Source organism: Paraburkholderia azotifigens, assembly GCF_007995085.1.
Taxonomy (GTDB): domain Bacteria; phylum Pseudomonadota; class Gammaproteobacteria; order Burkholderiales; family Burkholderiaceae; genus Paraburkholderia; species Paraburkholderia azotifigens.
Genome location: NZ_VOQS01000001.1, coordinates 272,140 through 293,966 on the forward strand (window position 1 = coordinate 272,140; position 21,827 = coordinate 293,966).

Here is a 21,827-nt window from a genome sequence, read left to right on the forward strand (position 1 = left end):
ATACGGGGCCCGCGAATTGAAAAATAATGAAAATTAAATATCCGCCCGCGATTATCCGGTTAAACGTTTGCGAGCCTTTCTCATCATAAATCCGTATTCGCGAAGCACGCGGTTAAGCCGTTTTCGGTCCCGTGATATTTTTGCGACACCCCTTCCCAGCGAGGTGGAACGCGCTAAAATGCGCGCCGATTCACAGAGATAGCGCTTCGTATCCTCTGATCTTTCCAGTCTGCTGATTTTCCTCAAGTGTGCCGCGCATTGTCCGATATTTGACAAATGGCTATGCGTAGCTGATCGACGGGACGTAAATCCCGGGAAACCGGTTTTTTAAAGCCGGTCGGTAAAAAAGAATTAACCGAAGAAAAAATCGTATGCGAGCGGGGATTCAAACGATATTCGAAGCGCAATCGGCGCTCGACGGGGTGTTGCACGGCGTGAGCCGCGCAGTGCACGGCACGATGATGGCGCAACCGCGCTTGCTCGTGCGTGCGCTGGCGCACGCACGCGTGGTTGCACTCGCCGCGACGGCGGCGTTCGCGCTGCACGGCGTGGCTGCGCAGGCGCAGACGGAGGCGCAGAAGCAGCCGTCCACACAGTTGCGCGCGCAAGCAGCGGGCGACAAAGAGGCGCCGCGCGTCAATCTCGCGCTTTTCTATGGCTCGCGTGTGCCCGTCGGCGAATTGCAGGCGTTCGATGCTGTCGTGATCGATCCCGCCAGCGACTTCGATCCGGACGCGCATCCGCTGCGTCACACCGTCTGGCTCGCGCGCACGCACGACGCCGCGCAGGACGCGCCCGACGCATTCGTCGCCACGCAGATCGAGCCGCTGTGGAAACGCGGCTATCGCGGCTTCCTGCTCGACACGCCTGCCGCCATCGCGGCGATCGACGCGATCCGCGCCGCGCATCCCGATGCGCGCCTCGTGGTCGGCGGCGATGCGGCGTTGCAGGCCGCCCTGCCGCACGCGAATGCGCTCTACGCAGTGATCGGCCCGGCGCTCGTGCGCGATGCGCAGAACGGCAACATCGCCGCGAGCGAGCGCGATGCGCGTGCCGCCGCCGCGAAAAACTTCACGCAAAGCACGGGCGTGCCCGTCGTCTCGATCGAAACCTGTCCCGCCGACGACCGCGCCTGCGCGCGCACGACGGCGGCGCAAGTGCTCGCCGCCGGGGTCACGCCGTATGTGACGAATGCGTCGCTGAACGCGGTCGGCATCGGCGCGATCGAAGTGTTGCCGCGCAAGGTGCTGATCGTGCAGGACAGCGAGGAAGACCTGCCGCTCGACGAAACGCCCGGCGTGCGCGATCTGGCGACGCCGCTCAACTATCTCGGCTACGACGTCGAATACGCGAACGTCAACGAGCCGTTGCCCGACGGCATCACGCCCGACCGCTACGCGGGCGTCGTCGCGTGGCTGCAGGGCGATGAGACGGCCAACAGCGGCGCGTGGCGCACGTGGGTCGATGCGCGCATGGCCTCGCATGTGCCCATCGTGTTCATGGGGCAGTTCGGTTTCGACGCGGCGGAAGACGAAGGCCGTGCGCTCGATCTGCAGGCCGTCGCGGGCCCGTTCGCAGACAGGATCGAAGTCGTGTCGCGCGATCCGATGGTCGGCTTCGAAGTCGATCCGAAACTCGGCGCACGCGATCTGACGGGCGTGCAGGTCGGCAGCGCGAGCAGATCGCTATTGCGTGTGAAGAGCGGCGAAGCGACGCTCGACCAGATCGCGATCACGCCGTGGGGCGGCTTCGCGATGAGCCCGTACACGGTCGTGTCGCTCAACGGCATCGGCCAGGAGCGCTGGGCGATCCAGCCGATCGACTTCCTGCGTCAGGCGCTGCGCCTGCAGGCGATGCCGTCGCCGAGCGTCACCACCGAAAACGGCCGGCGTCTGTTCATGACGCACGTGGACGGCGACGGCTTCGCGTCGCGTGCGGAATTTCCGGGCGCCGACTATTCGGGCGAAGCGCTCTATCAGCAGATCTTCACGCGCTACAAGGTGCCGATGACGCTGTCGGTGATCGAAGGCGAGGTGGGGCCGAAGGGCCTGTATCCGCAGATCTCGCCGCGTCTGGAAGAGATCGCGCGCAAGATGTTCGCGCTGCCGTATGTCGCGATCGGCACGCACACGTATTCGCATCCGTTCGAATGGGAGAACGTCGACGCGAAGACGGGCGAGCGCGTGGACCGCGGCGGCGGCGACACGGCGTTCTCGCTGAACATTCCGAACTACACGTTCAATATCGATCGCGAAGTGACGGGCTCGATCGATTACATCAATTCGCGTCTCGCGCCGGCCGGCAAAAAGGTGACGATCCTGCAGTGGCCGGGCAATTGCGAGCCGCCTGCGATCGTCGTGCGCAAGACCTATCAGGCCGGTGTCGACAACGTGAACGGCGGCGATACCGTGATCACGAAGAGCGCGAACAGTTGGACCAATATCGCGCCCATCGGCGTGCGGAAAGGACCGGGCGCGTTTCAGGTGTATGCGCCGAACCAGGACGAGAACGTCTACACGAACGACTGGCTCGGCCCGTTCTACGGCTTCACGCGCGTGCTCGAAACGTTCGACATGACGGAGTCACCGCGCCGCTTCAAGCCGGTCGACATCTACTACCACATGTACAGCGGCACGAAGGTCGCGTCGCTGCGCGCGCTCGACCAGATCTTCGCGGCCGTGCTCAAGCAGCCCGTGCTGCCCGTGCACATGACGGACTACGCCCACAAGGTGCTCGACTGGCGTTCGTTCGCCGTCGCGCGTTCGGTGCAAAGCGAAGGCGCCAACGCGAAGTCGGATGACTGGCTCGTGCGCGGCAACGGCGAAGTGCGCGAACTGCACTGGCCGCTGACGACAGCGCCCGACCTGCATGCGTCGCGCGGCGTGACGGGTTATGCGCCGGGACCGGACGGCACGTATATCCACATCACGGATGGCGCGGCGCGTGTGTCATTCGACGAACCGGGCGCGCTGTCGAAGGCGGCCGCACTCCCGTATATCGCCGAGGCGAACGGCTTCGTGCGCGATTTCAAACGCGACGGGAAGGGCATGTCGTTCGAATTCGGCGGCTATTACGAGCCGTTCGTGAAGCTTGCGAATGCGCAGACGTGCAGCGCGAGCATCGCGGGCCGCCCGGTGCCGCTGAAGCACGACGGCGCTTACGTCCGTTTCGACACGGCCCCGCTCAACGCCCTCGAAGTCCACTATCAGCCCGTCGAGATCCGCTGTGAACGATAAAACGAACGACAAACGTCCCCGTATCGTTCCGACGTGGCTCATCTACACGCTCGCGGGCGTGGTCGTCGCGACGATGTACGGCGTGTCGCCGCGCGGCGGCTTGCGTCAGCGCGTTGCGTCCGTCGGCAAGCCGAGCGAGCTGAGCGTCGCGTATCTGGAAGCGTGGTCGAAAGTGCGGCCCGACAACGCAGAGTTTTTGTCGCTGCTGGGCGCGCAGTATCTGTATCTGGGCCGCACCGATGACGCCGGGCGCATCGCCGAACGCATGGAGAGGCTCGGTTCGGACGACATGCTGCGCAGCGCGATGATGCTGCGTCTGTCGGTGACGGAGCAGCGCACCTTCGCTATTCCCGAAGACGATCCGCGCCGCGCGCCCGCGCTCGAGAATCTGCGCGCGCGTCTCACGCAGGCTGCGAAGCTGCCGTGGGCGCCGCGGGATCTCGAATGGCTCGCGCAGCGTTCCGCTGCCGTCGGCATGCCCGATCTTGCTGCGCATCTGTACGCGCGGCTGTCGGCGAACGATCCCGACGGACGCAACAAGTGGGACACGCAGATCACGCGTTACGCGCTGCAGGTCGGCGACTATCGCGCCGCTGCCGATGCCTGGTTCCGTCAGGAAGCCGCCGCGCAGACGCGCGACGAGCAGCGCCGCTGCTTCGTCGCGGGCATCCGCACGCTGCAGTCGGGCAATCTGCTGAACGACGCGCTGACGGCCGCCGACGCACATCTCGGCCTGCTCGCCGACGATCCCGCAACGCTCGTCGTGCTGCTCAATCTCGCGCGCGCGGCGAACCGTCCGGATGCCGTCGACCGTTACGCGAAGCTGCTGGCGAAGTACGCGGCGGCCGAGCCCACGTCGCCGCCCGGCGAACACGTGCGTGCCGTGGCGCAGGCGGCGTATGCGTATATGGATGGACCCGTGGCGTATGGCCGGGGCGCTGCGCTGGTCAGTCTGCGTGCAGCGATGCGCGCGGCCGCCGGGGAAGAGCAGGGCAGCGTGCGCGTGATCCGCGTAGCAGCAGCGGCAGCGCCGCAAGCCGCGAGCAGCACGCAAGGCGCCCGAACCACGGACAACCTGAGCCGCGACGCGATCCGCTCCGACCCCAGCGTCGCCAACGTCGTGTTCCAGGCTTTCGTCGAATCGGGCGATCTGGCGAGCGCGCAGAAGATCGCCGCGCAGCAGGTGCAGCGCGATCCGCGTTCTGTCGAATGGGTCAAGCGTCTTGCGCAGGTCGCGGAATGGAATCGCGATCCGTCGCTCGCGCTGAAGTCGTGGCTTGACTACGCGCAACTGTCGAACGATCAGGTCGGCTGGCAGAACGTGCTGCGCATCGCGCCGATGCTCGACGACGACGAAGCGTATCTGACGGCGCTCGTGCACGAGGCGCGCGCGACGCCGAGCGATCTGAAGCTGATCGATAACGTGACCGCCACGTATGAGCGTCTCGGCCGTCCCGACGACGGCCTCGCGTTCCTGCGCTCGCTGCCGCGTGCGCAGAACGCCGACGCGCTCGACCAGCGCATCGGCCAGCTTGCCGAACGCGCCGGCCACGACGATCAGGCGCTCGCGACGTATCGCGCGGTGCAGGCGCGTCATCCCAACGACGCGAACGCGGCGCTGCGCACGGCAAGCGTGCTGTATCGACAGGGCGACTATCGCGCGTCGCTGGCTGCGCTGAAGACGGCGCGCGCGGGCGCAAAGGACACCGACGAAGACTTCTGGCGCAACTACGCGGAACTCGCGCGTCTGCTGCAACTGGACGACGACGCGAACGAAGCGTACCGGCATCTGATCGCGAGCGGCGCGGCGACGCCCGAAGACCTCGGCGACATGACCTACTTCTACGATCCGTATCCGATCGATGCGGGCCGCGTCGCCGAGTTGCGCTATCGCCGCGATCACACGGTGCGCGCATTGCAGGACGCGATCTTCTATTACACCGACGCGCAGGCGATGGACCGCATCGCGTTTCTGCTCGCGAGTCTCTCGCCGGAAGAACTGAAGGCAGCGGAAGCATCGCCCGCGTTGCTCGGCGTGCGCGCCGAATACTACCGGCTGATCAACGAGCCGCAGAAGGCGCTCGCCGATCTGAAGCGCGCCGTCGATCTGCCCGGCGCGAGTTCCGATCTGCGCGCGGCGTATCTGTGGACGCTGGTCGATTACGGCAGCGACGGCGATCTGCGCGAAGCGCTCAAGCGCTGGCGTGGCAGCGCCGATCAGAGCTCGGCGTTGTGGGAGCCGTATGCCGCCGCCGAAATGCGCCTGAATCGTCCCGTCGCCGCGCTCGAATATCTGCGCCGCCAGTCGGCGATGATGTCGCGCGATCCGCTGTGGCTGCTCACCTATGCCGACGCGCAGGAGCAGGCGGGCCACGACGGTCTCGCGTGGTCGATCCGCAAGAAAGTGTGGCTGCAGTTGCAGCAGGACGAAGCGCGGCTCGTGAAGCTGCACGGCGCGCAGCGCGCGGCGATGCGCGGCCGCACCGCGCAGGACGCCGAGACGCTCGAAGACCTGCGTGGACGGCGCGTGACGCTCTCAGCCGAATACGCGACGGGCGACGAGTCGGCCGCGCTGCTCGACAGCCTGATGTCGGCGAAACCGGCATCGGCGGACAACGCGGCCGCGCGCCGCACGATGATCGGCGCGGCAAGCGGCTTGCCCGGCGGCGCGCCGCTGGACGGCGCCGGTTTGCCCGTGAATGCGCGCGTGCGCGGCGCGGTCGCGAAGGACGTGGCCGTGGCGTGGGCGATGTCGAAGGAAAGCAATCCGCTCGCGAAGCGCTGGCTCGCGCAGCAGTACGCCGAGCGGCTGTCGCGCCCCGTCGATGCGCAGCTGACCATCGCGCTCGCCGAAAGCGACATCCCGACGATGGAGCGTCTGCTCGCACAGGAACGCTCGCGTCTGCCCGTCAACGACCGCATCGACGCGACGATCGCCGTCGACCGGCCGGACCGCGCGCAGCAACTGGCCTTCGATGCGCTCGACGGCGCGCCCGAAGATACCGACCTGCATACGCGTGTGACGGAAACCACGCTCGACTGGCCGCAGTTCATCGGCGCGGACGTGGAGAATCACATCGAGCATCCCCTCGATTATGTCGAGACGACGCTCGCGGCGAGCCGCAAGGTGGCCGAGCGATATCTCGTCGGCGTGACAGCGGTGCAGCACTTCCAGCATTCGACGGACATCACGCAGCTGACCAACGTGCCGTCTGTCGACCGCTGGCTCAACATCCACGGCGAGCGTCGCACGCGCGACACGTCGTTCATGATCACGGGCGGCCGCCGCGTCGGCTCGGCCGCGTTCTACACGCTCGACCTCGCCGCCGACTTCGGCCGCAACTCGCCGCTGACGCTCGGCGTGCGCGCGGGCCGCAACCAGGTCGCCGACGAAAACCAGGCGTTGCTCGTGGGCGGCATGAAGGACAACCTGATCGGCGATTTCACGTATCGCGCGACGGAGCGCATCACGTTCACGGGCAGCATCGAGGCGGACCGCTTCTATAGCCAGGCGCGCAATTACATCGGCAGCGGCGTGCTGTCGACGGGCGAAGTCAGCTATCGCATCCGCACGAACTATCCGGACTACACGGTGCGCGCGCTGATCACGCACGGCGGCTACGGCGCGAGCGGCCAGGCCGACGCACTGATGACGCGTCTGCTGCCGACGGCCTTGCAGCCGGCATCGCCGCAAGATTTCATGCCGGACACGTACACGCAATACGGCTTCTTTTTCGGCTTCGGCGACGAATTGCTCGAGCAGTACACGCATGCATGGCGTCCGTTCTTCGACGTCGGCATCGTGCACGACTCGATTCAGGGTTGGGGGCCGGACGTGAGTCTCGGCATCGCGGGCACGGTGTTCGGCGGCGATCATGCCGCAGTGTTTCTGCAGCATCAGCGCGTGTCGAAGATCGGCACGCCCGTCACGGTGCTGGGTGCGCGCTATCGATGGTTCTACTGATGCCGGCAACGGCGATCTGGGCGAATAACGACATTTCTGAGGAGTGGTTCGATGAGCAACATCAACGGATGGTCACGTTTGATCAAATGGGTGGCGGCAGCGGCCGCAGCGGCGCTGGTGCTGGGCGCGTGCGGCACGATTGCCCAGGCGGGCTCGCCCGCGCTCGCATCGAAGGATGCCGTCGCCGTCGTGACGATGGCGAACTTCACCGAAACGCCGGCGGCGGGCAGCAGTGCGGCTGCCATCGCGGCGAACGCGTTGCGCGCGAACGGTTTCGCCGACGTGCGCCTCGCGCCCGTCGACGCATCGGCTAACGCGATGTTCGACACCGCGCAGCGCGATATCGGCGAGAAGAAGCTCGCGTGGGCGCGCGAGCAGCGCGTCAAGTACGTGCTGACGGGCGCCGTGGAAGAGTGGCGCTACAAGGTCGGCGTGGACGGCGAGCCCGTCGCGGGCGTGACGTTCGAGCTGATCGACGTGGCCTCGGGTCAGGTCGTGTGGAGCGCGACGGGTTCGAAGAGCGGCTGGACGCGTTCGAGCCTTTCGAGCGTGGCGTCGTCGCTGATCGGCAGCCTGCTGTCGCCGCTGCGCACGCGCGGCTGATGCCACGCATGAGCGTCGCGCGTCGCCGCGCCGCTCGTCCGCTGCAATCTGCAATAACCAGGCAATTCGACACGTGATGAGGAGTCGGCTGTGAATACCGTCACCGCGCAAAGCGCCGCCAGTGCGGCGAAGCCGCGCCAATCGAACCCGTTCGGCAACCTGAGCGCGTGGCGGCGTCTCGTCGCGCCCGCGGTGTCGCGGCCGTTTTCCATCGCGGAGACGATCGTTTTCATCGGCGTGGTCTTCGCGGCCTGCTACGGGCTCGATCGCGACGATCCGTTCCTGATGCACACGGGCTTCCCGTGGCTGTGGTTCGCGCCGCTCGTCGTCGCGCTGCGCTACGGCACGCTGCTCGGCGTGCTGGGCTGCGCGATGCTGATCGGCGCCTATCAGGCGCTGTATCACGGCGGCACGGCGGCCTGGCCGACGCTGTTCTTCACGGGCGGCGTGCTGCAGACCATCATTGCGGGCCACTTCGGCGATACGTGGGGCAGCCGTGCGCAACGCGCGAACGCGATCAACGATTACCTGAACGACCGTCTCGTCGCGATCACCAACAGCCACTATCTGATGCGTCTGTCGCACGAGCGGCTCGAAAAGGACCTGCTGACGAAGCCGACCACGCTGCGCGACTCGATCACCGAACTGCGCCGCATCTCCGTCGCGCATGGTCTCGACGCGAAGGCGCATCCTTCGGGCGACATGCCGGGCACGCGCGAGCTGCTCGAATTCGTCGCGCAGGCCTGCCAGATCGAAGTGGCGGCGCTGTATCCCGTGCGTGACGGCAAGGTGGGGCGCGAGGCGTTCGCGCATATCGGCGACACGTTCGATTTCGATCCGCGCGACGAGCTGGTTCAACGCGCGCTCGAAACGCGCGCCGTCGCGCATCTGAAGAGCGAAGAGCGTCCCGTGACGAACACGCATCTGCTCGTCTGCGCGCCGCTCATTTCCGCCGACGGCCGCATGCTGGCGATGCTCGCGATCCGCCGCATGCCGTTCCTGTCGCTGAACTTCGACAACCTGCAACTGCTGCTCGTGCTGCTCGGCTACTACGCCGACGGCGTCGAGCACTCGCAGCAGGTGCGCGACATCCTGAAGGCGGTGCCCGATTGCCCGTACGAATTCGCGCTCGACGTGAGCCGCCTTACGCGCCTCGAACGGTCGGCGGGCATCACGTCGTCGCTGGTGGCGCTCGTGTTCCCGCATGACGACGCCGGCGATTCCTTCTTCGAACACGTGATGCGCCGCCGCCGGTCGCTCGATCTGATGTGGCCGGTGAAGGCGGCAGGCCAGTCGGTGCTGCTGAACCTGATGCCCGCGACGGATGCGACGGGCGTCGACGGCTATCTCGCGCGGATCGAATCGAGCCTGCGTTCGCAGTTCAATCTCGACCTCGAAGGCGCGCGCATCGGCGTGCATACGCTGCATCTCGGCGGCGACGAGCCGGGTCCGGCGTTGAAGCGTCTTCTCATGCGAAGTGGTCTCGATGGGTAAGATCGCCACAGACCGCCCGACGGGCGGCGTCATCGGCTTCGTGATGTCGGTGCTCGCGGCGCTGGGCATCGTGATCGTCGCGTGCGTGCAGGGCGTGGGCATCGTGTATTTCGCGGACATGCCCACGGCATACGATCCGCTGCTGCCCGCGATCGCGCTCGATGTCGTGTGCGGCATGTTGCAGGCGCTGCTGTTCCGCCAGCTGCTGCCGCTGCGTTATCGAGAGCCGCGTGCATGGAGCTTGCTGTGGCTCGGCCTTGCGTGCACGTTCGTGCCGCTGTGCGGCGCTCTGGTGGTGCTTGCCAGCTGCATCTGGGCAGCGCTTTCTCCCGCATCGCGTGCGGACGATGAAATGGGCGACGTGCCCGCGCCGGAGTTCGTCACGTATCTGATGTCGCGTGTTTCGCACGGCGGCGGCGCGCGTCTGCAGGCGCGTCTCGTCAATACGAAGGTTGCCGCGGCCGACCGTTTGTCCGCACTCGTCGCGATCCAGAACATGCCGACGCGCACGACGGGCACGCTGCTGCGCGACCTGCTCGCGGATCCCGTCGAAGACGTGCGTCTGATCGCATACGGCACGCTGGATCAGGCGGAAAACGACGTGATGCAGCGCATCTTCCATACGGCGAGGACGCTGGAGTCGGCGGAATCGGACGGCGATCGCCGCGCGCTCAACCGGCAGCTCGCCGAACTGTACTTCGAACTGATCTATCAGAACCTCGTGCAGGGCGTCGTCTACCGGCACACGCTCGAACAGGCGGACCGCTATGCGCGCGCCGCGCTGGAGATCGACGACAGCGACGCCGCGCTGTGGATGATTCGCGGCCGCCTCGCGCTCTCCAACGGCAACGCCGACGAAGCCGCGCGCTACATGGACCGAGCGCAATCGCTCGGCTTTCCGCGCGAGCGTCTCGTGCCGTGGCTCGCCGAAGTCGAATATCTGCGCGGCGATTACGCGCGCGTCTCCGAACTGCTCGCGTCGCTCGGCAATGCCGCGACGCTGCCGATGCTCAAACCTGTTGCGCGTTACTGGTCAACATGAAACCGTCACTGATGCGCCGCGCTGCGGACGCCGATGTCTGCCTGCTGCTCGAAGGCACGTTCCCTTTCGTGCGCGGCGGCGTGTCGAGCTGGGTCAACGACATGCTTCGCTCGTATCCCGAGCTGCGCTTTGCGATTGCGTTTATCGGCAGCCGCGAAGAGGACTACAAGGGCGCCGCTTATGCGTTGCCCGACAACGTCGTGCACTTCGAAGCGCACTATCTGTACGAAGCAGGGGCCGTCGACGCTCAGGCGGCGCGTGAAATTCCCGGCGATGCCGATGCGTTTGCGAAGTCGGCTGCGCTGCACGATGCGTGGCGCAACAAGGGCGAGGTCGAGCCCGGCGCGATGATGGCCGACATGGTGCAACTGATCGGCGACCAGGCGCCGCTCAGCGAAGAGCAGTTCCTGACGAGCCGCGCCGCGTGGAACTTCATCGTCGATCAGTATCACCGCTATTGCACGGACCCGTCGTTCACCGATTACTTCTGGACCGTACGCATCATGCACAAGCCGCTGTGGCAGCTTGCGCGCGTCGCGGAGCAGCTGCCGCCCGCGAAGGTGTATCACACGGTGTCGACGGGCTATGCGGGTTTTCTTGGCGCTTTGCTGCACTATCGCACGGGCCGTCCGCTGCTGATCTCCGAGCACGGCATCTACACGAAAGAGCGCAAGATCGACCTGCTGCAAAGCCAGTGGATCCGCGACAACCGTGGCGCGTTCGAACGCGACATTTCGAAGATCAGCTATTTCCGCGAACTGTGGGTGCGCTTTTTCGAAGCGCTTGGCAAGCTTGCGTACGACGCCGCCGACGATATCGTCGCGCTCTATGAAGCGAACCGTCAGCGCCAGATCGCCGACGGCGCGCAAGCCGGACGCACGCGCAACATTCCGAACGGCGTCGACGTGGAAGGGCTCGCGCCCCTCGTCGAACAACGCGCCGAGCGGCCGCGCAATGTAGTCGCGCTGATTGGCCGCGTGGTGCCCATCAAGGACATCAAGACGTTCGTCCGCGCGCTCTTCATCGCGTCGCGCACGATGCCCGATATCGAAGGATGGATCGTCGGTCCCGAGGAAGAAGACCCCGCGTACGCGCAGGAGTGCCGCGCGCTCGCCGAAAGCCTCGGCCTCGCGAAGAACGTGAAGTTCCTCGGCTTCCAGCGTATCCACGACATTCTGCCGAAGGTCGACGTGATCGCGCTGACGTCGATCAGCGAGGCCTTGCCGCTCGTCGTGCTCGAAGGGTTCGCGGCAGGCATTCCGTCGATCACGACGGACGTGGGTTCATGCCGGCAACTGATCGAAGGTTACGGCGACGAGGATCGCGCACTGGGCGCCGCGGGCAGCGTGGTGCCGATTGCGAATCCGGCTGCGTTCGCGCAGGCCGTGCTCGACCTGCTCGGCGACGAGCCGCGCTGGCTTGCCGCGCAAGAGGCGGGCTTGCAGCGCGTGCGGCGGTTCTATACGAAGGCGCAGATGACGGATCAATATCGCGCGCTGTATCAGCGCCTGATGGCCGCGCCGTCGCGCGTCAAGGCTGCGAAAGGCAAGCAGGGCGGCGGCTGTCCGATGCATGAGGGCAGGGCGGCTGCGGCACAGACGGAAGAGGTGCGCTGATGGCAGGCATTGGTTTCGAGCTTCGCAAGATCCTCAAGCACCAGACGCTGCTCGGCGTCGCGCGCGCTTACGCGTATGCAGGCCTGATCAGTTCGGGTCCGCTGATCCTGTCGATCTTCGGCATTCTGATCATCGGCGTGATGAGCCTCGCGTTCGTGATACCGAAGTACGCGATCGTGCAGTTCCAGGTGTCGGTCACGTATCTGATCGCGTGCAGTCTGATACTCACGGGACCGCTGCAACTGTCGTTCACGCGCTTCATCTCGGACCGGCTGTTCGAGAAGCGCGACGACCTCGTGCTGTCGAACTACAACGGTGTGGTGCTGATCTCGACGGCGGCCTCGGGCGTGCTCGGCATGCTGGCCGTGGGCTTCGGTTTTCGCGGCGAGCCGCTCGTCTACCGGCTGCTGATGGTGGCGGGCTTCGTCGTCATCAGCAATATCTGGATCGCGGTGATCTTTCTGTCGAGCGTCAAGCAGTACCGGCAGATTCTCTATGTGTTCGCGCTCGGCTACGGTTGCACCGTCGCGTTTGCGCTGATGCTGAACACACATGGCCTGTCAGGGCTGCTCGGCGGTTTCGTCGCGGGGCACGTGGTGCTGCTCGCGGGCTTGTCGGGACTCATCTATCGCAACTATCGCAGCCCGCGCTTCATTTCGTTCGAGGTGGTGCAGAAGCGCTTTGCGTATCCGTCGCTCGCGATGGTCGGGCTTCTGTTCAACCTCGGCGTGTGGATCGACAAGTTCATGTTCTGGTATGCGCCGGGGACGGGCTCGAAAGTGATCGGTCCGCTCAACGCGTCCGTGATCTACGACATCCCTGTGTTCATTGCGTATGTGTGCGTGATGCCGGGCATGGCGACGTTCCTCGTGCGTATCGAAGCGGACTTCGTCGAATACTACGACCGCTTCTACGACGCCGTGCGCAGCGGCGCGACGCTGCGCCATATCAACGATATGCGCGACATGATGGTTGGCAGCGTGCGCGCGGGTCTCTATGAGATCGTGAAGATTCAGGCCGTCGTGCTGCTGCTGATTCTCGCGTTCGGCCATCTGGTGCTCGATGCGCTGGGCATTTCGTCGCTGTACATGCCGCTGATGATCGTCGACGTGATCGCGGCAAGCCTGCAGGTGCTGCTGCTCGGTCTGCTGAACGTGTTCTTCTATCTGGATGCACGGCGCACGGTTTTGCGGCTGTGTCTTGCATTCGTGCTGTTGAACGGTATTCTGACAGGCGTTACCCTGCTGATGCAGCCGGACTTCTACGGCTATGGCTTCGCGCTGACGCTGCTGATTCTCGTCGTCGCCGCGGTGCAGCTGCTCGACCGCAAGTTCAGCAAGCTCGAATACGAAACCTACATGCTGCGCAACTGAGCGCTACGTGTCGCCATCATGACAGCCAGTTCTCTCGCCCGCCTGGGCGTTTCGTGGATCGTCGTCGCATGCGCGGCCATCGTCATCCTGCTGCTGTCGGTGGCATGGTTGCGGCCAGCGCTGGCCGCGTGCAAGCGGGTTTCATCGACAGGCATCGGGGCCGTGGCGTTCTTCTACGGCGCGAGCGTGCAGGCCGAGCGCTTCGAACAGTTCGACTCCGTGGTGATCGAGCCCGACAGCGGTTTCGATCCGCGCACGCATACGGCGCATTGTCCGAACTGGTATGCATATGTGAGCGTCGGCGAAGTGACGAAAGAGCGCGCGTATTACGCGCAGATGCCGAAGACGTGGTTTGCGGGCAGCAACGCGGCGTGGTCGTCGACGATCGTCGATCAGACGGCGCCCGGCTGGCCCGCGTTTTTCGTCGAGCAGATCGTCAAGCCGCTGTGGGAGCGCGGCTATCGCGGCTTCTTCCTCGATACGCTGGATTCGTATCAGCTCGTCGCGAAGACGGACGTCGAGCGGGCGCAGCAGCAGGCGGGCGTCGTGGCCGTGCTGCACGCATTGAAGGCGCGCTATCCGCAGGCGCAACTGATACTGAATCGTGGCTTCGACATCTTGCCGCAGGCGCACGATCAGGTCGCGGCCGTCGCGTTCGAATCGCTGTTTGGTCGCTGGGATCAGACGAATCAACGCTACGGCGAAGTGCCCGGGAACGACCGCGAATGGCTGCTCGGTCAGGCGCGGCAGATTCACGAACGCTACGGCCTGCCCGTGATTTCGATCGATTATTGCCCGCCCGAAGACGATGCGTGCCGGCGCGAGATCGTACAGAAAATCGAGGCGCTCGGCCTCATACCGTACGTGACGGACGGCGGATTGCAGACGGTCGGCGCGGGCGGCACGGTTCTGGCCGACGGTGCGCCGCCGCTGAAGAAGGCGACATTCAGGCGCTGAGCGGCGACCCGCAGCGAATCAGCGCAACTGCGTGACGGCCAGCAGCAACACCATGCTGCCGATCGCGCCATCCAGCACGCGCCACGCGGTGGCGCGCCTGAAGAGCGGCGCGAGTGCGCGCGCGCCATATCCCAACGCCACGAACCAGACCGCGCTCACAGCCATCGCGCCGATCGCAAACGCAGCGCGTGAGCCCTGCGCTTCACGCGCCCCCGCCGTGCCGATCAGCAGAAACGTATCCAGATAGACGTGCGGATTGAGCCACGTGAAGGCGAGCGTCATCAGCACGATGGGCACGGCGCGCTGGGCGGGCGGCGCAGCATCGCTGTTCGCGTCGGTGTCGAGCACGGCATGGCCGGGGCGCAACGCGCGACGCAACGCGCTGATGCCAAACCACGCGAGGTAGGCGAGACCCACGTACAACAGTGCGTGAATGAAGGCCGGATAACGCTCGACGAGCACCGACGCGCCGCCGACGCCCGCGCCGATCAGCAGAAAGTCCGACAGCGTGCACAGCAGCACGATCTTGCCGATGTGCGAGCGCATGATGCCTTGACGGAGCACGAACGCGTTCTGCGCGCCGATAGTGACGATCAACGAGGCGCACAACGCGGCGCCATGCGAAAAAGCCAGCCAGTTCATGATGGTTTGGAGAGAGGGTTGAATCGGATGGCGAGAGTGTGCCGTGATCGCTAGAATAAGCGAAGCTAATTTCCGTAACGCGGATTAAGGAGCGCTAATGCTCGACTATGCACTGCTGGATGCACTCGCGGCTGTTGTGCGTCACGGCTCGTTCGACCGGGCGGCCGCCGCGCTGAACGTGACGCCTTCCGCCGTGTCGCAGCGGGTGAAATTGCTGGAAGAGCGTGTCGGCAGCGTGCTTGTGAAGCGCGGGCAGCCTTGCACGGCCACACGGTCAGGGGCGCTGCTGTGCCGGCATACCGAGCGGGTGCAGCTGCTCGAAGCGGAGTTGAACGGGCGCATGCCCGAGCTGCCCGGCGCGCTGCTCGAACCGTGGCCGACCTTGCGCGTGGCCGTGAACGACGACAGCGTGGGCACGTGGTTCGTCGATGCCGTCGCGGACTTCTGCGTGGAGCGCGGCATGTTGCTCGATCTCGTCATCGACGACCAGGACCATACCGCGCAGCGGATTCGCGACGGCAGCGTGCAAGGGGCCGTGACGACGCAAGCGGAGCCGGTGCAGGGATGCCGTTCGACGCGTCTGGGACGCATGCGCTATCTCGCCGTCTGCACTCCCGCGTTCTACGAGCGTTATTTCAGCGAAGGCGTCAGCCGGGACACGCTGCGCACCGCGCCGTGCGTCGACTTCAATCCGAAAGATCAACTGCAGGCGCGTTTCGTGCACAAGATCACGCGCGCGGAGGTCGATGCGCCGACGCACTGGATTCCGCACGTGTCCGGCTTTTTGCGCGCGTGCGCGACGGGCCTGGGCTGGGGCATGTGCCCCGAGAGGATGATCGCGGGGCAGCTCGAAAGCGGCGAACTGATCGACATGGCGCCCGGCAAGCACCTCGATGTCGATCTGTACTGGCAGAGCTGGCGGTTGTCGATCGGCTGGCTCGACGATTTCGGGGCCGCGCTGCGCAAGCGGTCAGCCGATTTTCTCGACTGACCGCCTGCGTTATCAATGCAAGCGGATTACGGGGTGCACGCGGCGACGCAGCCAATGGCTCGCCGTATCGAGCGCCATGCGCGCGAAACCGCTGACTGTCATCACGTGCCGGCGATAGATCAGCCGGTACACGACGGTCGCGAGCCAGCCATCGACGAACACGGGCCGCTCGCGCAAACCGCTCAGGCTGCCGATCGTGCCGACGTTGCCGAAGCCGACCAATGTGCCCGCGTCGCGATACGTGAACTCAGGCGGCGCTTCGCCGCCGACACGGCACTTCAGCGCACGCGCCAGAAACATCGCCTGCTGATGCGCAACCTGTGCGCGCGGCGCGAGAAAGCCATCGGCATGCGAAGGGCAGGCCGCGCAATCGCCTAACGCGAAGACGTTCGAGTCCGTTGTGGTTTGCAGCGTGCGCTTCACGAGCACCTGCGCGTTGCGATTCACGTCGATGCCGTCGAGCACGCGCAGCACGGGCGGGCCCGCGATGCCTGCCGTCCAGATCGCGATATCGCTCGACAGTTGCTGGCCGTCGTGCGTGCACACGGCGTCGGCGCGCACTTGCGTCACACGCGTGGTTGTCAGCACGTCGACGCCGAGACTGCCGAGCATCCGCTGCGCGCGCGCAGAGATACGCGGCGACAGCGCCGGCAATACGCGCTCCGTGCCTTCGATCAGCCGGATGCAGAAGTCACGCTCCGGGTCGAGTGCAAAGAGGCTGTAGCGATGCATCAGACGGATGCTGTCGCGCAGCGCCGCCGCGAGTTCGACACCCGTCGCGCCCGCCCCGATGATGTTGATCGACACCGGCTGCACGTGCTGCGTGCCGCTCACGCGCCGAGCGTGATTTGCACGCGTGCACGCATCGAGCAGCTTGCGCCGGAACGATTCCGCATGCGTGACGGACTCGAGCGGCAGCGCGTGTTCTGCCGCGCCTTTCACGCCGAAGTAGTTCGTCACGCTGCCGAGCGCGAGCACGAGCGTATCGAACTCGATGTGACGTGCGGGAAGGACTTCACGGCCGTCCTCGTCGCGCGTTGCGCTGATCGTGATGCGGCGCTGCGTGCGATCGAGCGATTGCAGCGCACCCTGTTCGAATGCGAAGCCATGACGGCGCGCCTGCACCGCGTATTGCAGCTGATGCGTGGCGGGATCGATCTGGCCGGAGGCGGCTTCGTGCAGCAAAGGCTTCCAGAAGTGAGTCGGCGAGCGGTCTACCAGCACGATGTGCGCGTGCCCGCTCTTGCCGAGCGATTCGCCAAGACGCGTCGCGAGTCCCAGTCCGCCCACGCCGCCGCCAACGACGACGATTCGGTGCGGCGCAGTGCAGGTGCTGCTGGCGGTGTGTCGATCGATCGAAGTCATGATGCGTACTCTCCTGAACGTTTTTCAATGCGATTCATGCGTGAACATCATCAGTGAGGTCCAGTATAGAATTGGAGAAAACCGCAGCACAATTTAATGTTTGTACACGACATATAGGTTTTCACTTATGTTAAAGGCAGCGACGTTCCGGCAATTGAAGGCGCTTCATACGGTGGCGAAGCTTGGCAGCGTGTCGGGCGCAGCGGAGGAATTGCGCCTGACGCAGCCCGCTGTGTCGCTGCAGATCCGTTTGCTCGAAGAGGCGGCCGGCGCGCCGCTGCTGCAACGCGTGGGGCGCGGCGTGCAACTGACGGCTGCGGGCGAAATCCTCGCGCGTTATGCGCTCGAAATTCTCGACCTGTGGAACGGCGCCGCCGACGATCTCGCGGCGTTGCACGGCGAGCAGGGCGGCACGCTGCGAATCGGCGCGATCACCACGGCCGAGTATCTGATTCCGCCGTTTCTCGTGCGCTTCACGGAAGCGCGTCCGCAAGTGAAGGTGCAGTTCAAGGTCGGCAATCGCGCGGACATCATTCGCATGCTGGCGACACATGAAATCGATCTCGCCGTGATGGGCAGTCCGCCGCGCGAATTGCGCACGGTCGCCACGGTGTTCGCGAAGCACCCGATGGCTTTCGTCGCGTCGCCTTCGCACGCGCTGATGAAGAAGAAGCGCCTCACGCTCGGCGATCTGGAGTCGGCCAACCTGTTCGTGCGCGAGCGCGGCTCAGGCACGCGCTCGACCGTCGAGAATCTGTTCAGGCAGGCAGGGCACAAGATTCATATCGGTTCCGAGCTGTCGAGCAACGAGGCAATCAAGCAACTGGTGGAGGCGGGGCTCGGCATTTCGTTCCTGTCGCTGCATGCGTGCAACCTGGAGTTTCAGGCGGGGCTGCTTGCTTTGCTGCCGCTGCCGGACAATCCGATCGAGCGCGACTGGTACGTGATGTATGTGTCGGACAAGCGTCTGCCGCACGTCGCGAGCCTGTTCCGCGACTTCCTGATCGAACAGGGGATGAAAGGCAGCGTGCCGATTCCAATGCCATCCATCGCGGCCGCCAGGAAGCGCCGGCGTATCTGAAATCTGCCGATTTTTTTCGACGTTATACGCCGGCATTGGCCTCTCGTCGACTTTCGGAAGCATCGAATTAGGGGTGGAAAGCCTTGTCGAATAAGCGTTTCGACTTACATCGACCGATATCGAAGTAAAGGTTGCGCGGGCGATATTTGTGCCCGAATTGTTTCTCTTTACAGTGGCGTCCAGACATTTGTTAAAAAGCGGACGCCGGAAACCTGTGGCGAGCCGTGTGATTTCCCTGGCCGTCAGAGGAGTCGGAGACATGAGCAGCAGTTACGAGAGCAACAACACCAGCATCACGACCGTCGAGGCCTTCGGTTTCGAGCGCATCCCCGACGCGTCCCGCTATGCGCGGCCCATCGATCTCTTCCGGCTGCTGTTCGGCGGCTGCAATACATTTTCGACTTCCGTGCTCGGCAGTTTTCCCGTGCTGCTCGGCCTGTCGTTCTGGGCGGGCGTCGCGTCGATCCTGATCGGCGTGCTGGCCGGCTCGTGCATTCTTGCGCCGATGAGTCTGTTCGGCATGCGCAACGGCACGAACGACCCGGTGTCGTCGGGCGCGCACTTCGGCATTCATGGCCGCATCGTCGGCTCGTTTCTCGCGCTGCTGACGTCCGTCGCATTCTTCTCGCTTGCCGTGTGGAGTTCAGGCGATGCGCTCGTGGGCGGCGCCAGCCATCTGCTCGGCTTGCCCGTGAACGGCTTCACGCTGAGCGTCGCGTACGGCATCTTCGCCGTGCTCGTGTTGACGGTATGCATCTACGGCTTTCGCTTCATGCTGTGGGTCAACAAGATTGCCGTGTGGACGGCGAGCTTGCTGTTCATCGCGGGCATCTTCGCGTTCGCCGGTCCGTTCGACAGCCACTACGCGGGCAAGGTGGCGATGGGCGCGGCGGGTTTCTGGCCGGCCTTCGTCAGCGCGGTGCTGGTTGCATTGAGCAATCCTGTTTCGTTTGCATCGACGATGGGCGACTGGGCGCGCTACATTCCGCGGAACACGCCGAAGCATCGCACGATGCTCGCCGTCATGATCGCGCAGATCGCCACCTTCGTGCCGTTCTTCTTCGGTCTCGCGACAGCGACGATCATCGCGCAGAAGGCGCCCGACTACATCGCGTCGAACAACTACGTCGGCGGGCTGCTGGCGATTTCGCCGAACTGGTTCTTTCTGCCCGTGTGCCTGATCGCGATTATCGGTGGCATGTCGACGGGAACGACGGCGCTGTACGGCACGGGCCTCGACATGTCGAGCATGTTCCCGAAGCTGCTGAACCGTGTGCGCGCGACGCTGCTGATCGGCAGCGCGGCAATCGGTTTCATCTTTCTCGGGCGCTTCGTGTTCAATCTCGTCGAGAGCGTGTCCACGTTTTCGGTGCTGATCAACACGTGCAGCTGCCCGTGGATGGTGATCATGATCATCGGTTACGTGACGCGCCGCGGTTTCTATCTGTCCGACGATCTGCAGGTGTTCAATCGCGGCGGCCGCGGCGGTCACTACTGGTTCACGCACGGCTGGAACTGGCGCGCGATGGGCGCATGGGTTCCGAGCGCACTGACGGGCCTGTGCTTCGTGAATCTGCCTGATCAGTTCGTCGGTCCGCTTGGCCAGCTCGCGGGCGGACTCGATATCAGCATGCCCGTCTCGCTGACGCTGGCTTGCACGCTGTATGTGACGCTGCTGCAATGTTTCCCGGAGCCGGATGGCGTGTATGGTCCGCAAGGCCGACGATGGCTGCGCGGCAGCCACAAGGCCACGCATGCGCGGATCCGGCAAGTCGAGCCGCGTCCGATGCGAGGCAACCGCGTGTCGGCGCCGCGCGAAGAAGTATTCGACACGCAGGACGCTGCGTAATGCAACATAGACAACAGAGCATGCCTTCGTGGCATCACAATCAAAGCATTGAATTGAGCAGGTGAGAAGATGAGCGAGTCGGTCAAACGCGCATTCGAAGGTGTCAAGCTGTTCCCTTTCTGGCTGGACAATCCGGCGGCGCCCGGCGTCGAACGCGAACTGATCGGGCCGATCACGGCCGATCTGGTGATTGTCGGCGGCGGCTTTACGGGTTTGTGGGCGGCGATTCAGGCGAAGGAGAGCGATCCCGGTCTGGACGTCGTGCTGATCGAAGCCGGCAAGATTGCGTATGGCGCATCGGGCCGTCCGGGCGGGATCATTTCGACGTCGGTGATGCACGGTCTGCCGAATGCGACGCGTGTGTTCCCTAAGGATCTCGACGTGCTCGAGCGGCTTGGCCAGGAGAACCTTGACGGCTTCAAGGCATCGCTCGTGCGTTACGGCATCGAAGCGGACGTCGAATGGAACGGCGAGATGACGGTGGCCGTCGAACAGAAGCATGTGCCGCATTTGCAGACCGATTTCGAACTGCACGTGTCGCATGGTCACGACGTCGTGCTGCTCGACAGCGAGAAGGCGCGCGAGCAACTGAATTCACCGTTGTTTGCGGGCGCGATGTGGTCGCGCAACCGCAGCGGCACGATTCACCCCGCGAAGCTGGCATGGGGCCTCAAGGCGGCCGCATTGAAGCTTGGCGTGCGTGTGCATGAACATTCGCCGCTGACGCGTCTTGAAGAGCATGGCAACAGGATGATCGTGTACACGCAGGCGGGGCGGATCGAGACGCCGCGCGTTTTGCTCGGCACGGGTACCGCGAATGTCGGCGTATCGGATATCAACCGGCGCGTGATGCAGGTGCGAGATCACATCATCGCGACGAGCCCGCTGACGGATGAGCAGATGGCGCGCATTGGCTGGAAGAATCGTCAGGGCGTGTATGACACGCGAACGCAGCTCAACTATTTTCGCTTGACGAAGGATAACCGCATTATTTTTGGCGGACGCGTGAGTTATCACTTCGGCGGCAACAACAATCCGGCGCAGGATCGCGACGAGCGTACTTACTACAAGCTCGCTGAGGCGTTTTATCGGACGTTCCCGCAACTCGATGACGTGAAGTTCACGCATGCGTGGGGTGGGCCGATCGATTACTGTTCGCGGGGCGCTGTTTTTGCCCGGAAGTACCACGGGGGGAAGACGGTGTTTGTCGCGGGGTATACGGGTTTTGGCGTTGCCGGTAGCCGGTTTGGCGCGCGCATGGGGCTCGAGATGCTATGGAATCGCGACACGTTGATTACCTCGCTCGATATCTCGCGGAAAGGGCCTTCTTATATTCCGCCTGAGCCTGTGCGGTGGATTGCTGCCAAGATCACTTTCAATGCGTTTGATGGGGCGGATGATCGGGGTGGGTGGAGGAGGTGGTGGATTAATTCCATCAAGGCGCTTGGGTTTCCTATGTAGTTTTTTGTCTGCGACGCTAGTCGCCATTATTTGGTTTTTTGTTTTTGGTTTTGGGCTTTGGTGGCATCCGCGAATTCGTATCTGTGCTTCAGACGTTGCCCCTGTGCGGGGCGGCACTTACTTTCTTTGCCGCCGCAAAGAAAGTAAGGGAAT

14 protein-coding genes are annotated in these 21,827 nt (G+C 64.4%); 12 read left to right on the top strand and 2 right to left on the bottom strand.

Annotated features, from left to right (window positions below; translation table 11 throughout):
• The first annotated feature begins 371 nt into the window (after nucleotides 1-371).
• From FRZ40_RS01300 to FRZ40_RS01335, 8 genes are all read left to right on the top strand, one after another.
• Nucleotides 372-3,236, top strand: a complete 2,865-nt coding sequence (locus tag FRZ40_RS01300) for a bifunctional glycoside hydrolase/polysaccharide deacetylase family protein (protein ID WP_147233044.1) — start codon at nucleotides 372-374, stop codon at nucleotides 3,234-3,236.
• Entirely contained in the window at nucleotides 3,226-7,200 is a 3,975-nt protein-coding gene (locus FRZ40_RS01305) for a tetratricopeptide repeat protein (protein WP_147233045.1), read from the top strand. The genes FRZ40_RS01300 and FRZ40_RS01305 overlap by 11 nt, the downstream gene beginning before the upstream one ends.
• Before the next feature lie 51 nt (nucleotides 7,201-7,251).
• Entirely contained in the window at nucleotides 7,252-7,803 is a 552-nt protein-coding gene (locus tag FRZ40_RS01310; protein WP_028368677.1) for a hypothetical protein, read from the top strand.
• A gap of 90 nt (nucleotides 7,804-7,893) precedes the next feature.
• The gene (locus FRZ40_RS01315) at nucleotides 7,894-9,297 is read left to right on the top strand and encodes a PelD GGDEF domain-containing protein (protein WP_147233046.1); all 1,404 of its coding nucleotides are present in this window, start codon (nucleotides 7,894-7,896) and stop codon (nucleotides 9,295-9,297) included.
• Nucleotides 9,290-10,339, top strand: a complete 1,050-nt coding sequence (locus FRZ40_RS01320; RefSeq protein WP_147233047.1) for a tetratricopeptide repeat protein — start codon at nucleotides 9,290-9,292, stop codon at nucleotides 10,337-10,339. Before FRZ40_RS01315 ends, FRZ40_RS01320 begins: the two co-directional genes overlap by 8 nt.
• On the top strand, nucleotides 10,336-11,955 hold the full coding sequence (gene pelF / locus FRZ40_RS01325; RefSeq protein ID WP_147233048.1) for a GT4 family glycosyltransferase PelF: 1,620 nt from the start codon (nucleotides 10,336-10,338) through the stop codon (nucleotides 11,953-11,955). Before FRZ40_RS01320 ends, pelF begins: the two co-directional genes overlap by 4 nt.
• A complete protein-coding gene (pelG, locus tag FRZ40_RS01330) occupies nucleotides 11,955-13,328 on the top strand; it encodes an exopolysaccharide Pel transporter PelG (RefSeq protein ID WP_147233049.1) in 1,374 nt (457 codons plus the stop codon). The genes pelF and pelG overlap by 1 nt, the downstream gene beginning before the upstream one ends.
• 18 nt (nucleotides 13,329-13,346) lie before the next feature.
• Nucleotides 13,347-14,285, top strand: a complete 939-nt coding sequence (locus tag FRZ40_RS01335) for an endo alpha-1,4 polygalactosaminidase (RefSeq protein WP_147233050.1) — start codon at nucleotides 13,347-13,349, stop codon at nucleotides 14,283-14,285.
• Nucleotides 14,286-14,303: 18 nt separating this feature from the next.
• Here FRZ40_RS01335 and FRZ40_RS01340 read toward each other — a convergent pair whose 3' ends face one another.
• Complete coding sequence (locus FRZ40_RS01340) at nucleotides 14,304-14,927, bottom strand: LysE/ArgO family amino acid transporter (protein WP_028368683.1); 624 nt, start codon at nucleotides 14,925-14,927, stop codon at nucleotides 14,304-14,306.
• 97 nt (nucleotides 14,928-15,024) lie between these two features.
• On the opposite strand from FRZ40_RS01340, the gene FRZ40_RS01345 reads away from it, so the two are divergent.
• Nucleotides 15,025-15,918, top strand: a complete 894-nt coding sequence (locus tag FRZ40_RS01345) for a LysR family transcriptional regulator ArgP (RefSeq protein WP_028368684.1) — start codon at nucleotides 15,025-15,027, stop codon at nucleotides 15,916-15,918.
• A 12-nt stretch (nucleotides 15,919-15,930) separates the two neighbouring features.
• Here FRZ40_RS01345 and FRZ40_RS01350 read toward each other — a convergent pair whose 3' ends face one another.
• Nucleotides 15,931-17,283 (bottom strand): NAD(P)/FAD-dependent oxidoreductase, encoded by a 1,353-nt coding sequence (locus FRZ40_RS01350; protein ID WP_147233051.1) that lies wholly within the window; start codon nucleotides 17,281-17,283, stop codon nucleotides 15,931-15,933.
• A 127-nt stretch (nucleotides 17,284-17,410) separates the two neighbouring features.
• Here FRZ40_RS01350 and FRZ40_RS01355 point away from each other — a divergent pair, with 127 nt between their 5' ends.
• The 3 genes from FRZ40_RS01355 to FRZ40_RS01365 all read left to right on the top strand — a co-directional run bounded on the left by FRZ40_RS01355 (nucleotide 17,411) and on the right by FRZ40_RS01365 (nucleotide 21,674).
• Complete coding sequence (locus FRZ40_RS01355; RefSeq protein WP_028368686.1) at nucleotides 17,411-18,364, top strand: LysR family transcriptional regulator; 954 nt, start codon at nucleotides 17,411-17,413, stop codon at nucleotides 18,362-18,364.
• Nucleotides 18,365-18,623: 259 nt separating this feature from the next.
• Complete coding sequence (locus FRZ40_RS01360) at nucleotides 18,624-20,213, top strand: purine-cytosine permease family protein (protein WP_147233052.1); 1,590 nt, start codon at nucleotides 18,624-18,626, stop codon at nucleotides 20,211-20,213.
• Between the two features lie 69 nt (nucleotides 20,214-20,282).
• The gene (locus tag FRZ40_RS01365) at nucleotides 20,283-21,674 is read left to right on the top strand and encodes an NAD(P)/FAD-dependent oxidoreductase (protein ID WP_147233053.1); all 1,392 of its coding nucleotides are present in this window, start codon (nucleotides 20,283-20,285) and stop codon (nucleotides 21,672-21,674) included.
• The last annotated feature ends 153 nt before the right edge of the window (nucleotides 21,675-21,827 follow it).